The organism is Nonomuraea sp. SYSU D8015, assembly GCF_008065375.1.
In the GTDB taxonomy this organism is placed as follows: Bacteria; Actinomycetota; Actinomycetes; order Streptosporangiales; family Streptosporangiaceae; genus Nonomuraea.
The window spans coordinates 1-1,152 of record NZ_VJYI01000069.1 but is presented as its reverse complement, the minus strand read 5'-3'; the positions used below and the strand labels follow the sequence as shown (position 1 = coordinate 1,152).

2 protein-coding genes are annotated in these 1,152 nt (G+C 67.8%); both read right to left on the bottom strand.

Going from position 1 to position 1,152, the window contains the following annotated elements:
- Complete coding sequence (locus ID574_RS59240; protein WP_262496196.1) at positions 1-549, bottom strand: transposase; 549 nt, start codon at positions 547-549, stop codon at positions 1-3.
- On the bottom strand, positions 546-1,085 hold the full coding sequence (locus ID574_RS59235) for a winged helix-turn-helix domain-containing protein (protein ID WP_188197863.1): 540 nt from the start codon (positions 1,083-1,085) through the stop codon (positions 546-548). The genes ID574_RS59240 and ID574_RS59235 overlap by 4 nt, the downstream gene beginning before the upstream one ends.
- Between the last annotated feature and the right edge of the window lie 67 nt (positions 1,086-1,152).

Here is a 1,152-nt window from a genome sequence, read left to right as displayed (position 1 = left end):
TTAACGAGCTTGAAGGCGTGATGTCGTCAGATTCAGACCGGTTACGGCGAGGCATCCGTCGATGACTTCGCGGCGGTATTGGAGTTGGCGAAGCCCTCGTCGAAGGACGCCGAGTAGGTGGTCTGGATCGGTGAAGGCGCGGTTGGCCTGGCTGCTGCGCCGCAGCAGTGACCAGATGCTCTCCACCGGGTTGAGGTCGGGTGCGTACGGCGGCAGGTAGTAGACCCTCAGCCAGTCCTGCGCGTCGATGAAGGCACGCAGCCGGGCATCGCGATGGACGTTGAGGTTGTCCCAGATGAGCACGAGCGGCGCGCCGAGTTGGTGGTGAGCGGCGATCAGCAGGTCGCGGTAGTCGGTCCAGGCGAAGCTGCGCCGCTGCCCGCTTCGGTGATCGGGATGGCGTTTGGGCCGGTAAATCAGACGGGAGCGGTGTCCGGTCCGGTAGCAGGTCAGGGCGGCGATGGACAAGCGGCGCTGGGAACGGCCGCGCACGGTGACGACGGGGGTATGGCCGCGCCGGGACCAGGTCCGCCGGGTCGGCGGCGTCATCGAGAAGCCGGCCTCGTCTTCGAAGACGATCCATGCCCCGAGCGCGGCCGCGGTGCTTCCACCTGTGGCCAGGTCTCCTTGATCCATCCGGTCACCGCCGCCTGATCGCGTTCGAGGGCGCGCCGTGCCGGCAGCTGGTGGGTCCAGCCACGCCGCCGGAGCAGCTGCGCGATCCCGGACAAGGAGATGCTCTTGTGGAAGCGTCGCCCGATCACCGTCTGGATCCGTCGCAGGGTCCACGTCTGATCCGGCCAGCCATGCGCGAGGGGGCCCTTGTCCAGCTCGTGCTCCAGTGCTTGCAGCAGCGCCGGGCTCAGCCTCGGTCGCCCTGGCGAGCCCTTGGAGCGCAACGCCGCGGGCCCGCCCGCCTGCCATGCGGCACGCCAGCGCTGCACCGAGCGGACACTGACCCGTAACTCCTTGGCAATGACCGAGCTGGGCGTGCCTTGCAGGAAACGCTCAGCCGCCTGCCTGCGGATGCTCTCCCGGAACGCACGCCGCTCGGCTGTCAGTCCACCGCCTTGCGGATACCTCATTGGCCAGGCATACCGCTAGGACCGTCACCTGTCAGCCCTGGACGACATCACGCCTTCAAGCTCGTTA

What these genes read in the sequence shown, in the direction of transcription:
- ID574_RS59240 (WP_262496196.1), bottom strand. Translation starts at nt 549, where the DNA reads ATGACGCCGCCGACCCGGCGGACCTGGTCCCGGCGCGGCCATACCCCC.
- ID574_RS59235 (WP_188197863.1), bottom strand. Translation starts at nt 1,085, where the DNA reads ATGAGGTATCCGCAAGGCGGTGGACTGACAGCCGAGCGGCGTGCGTTC.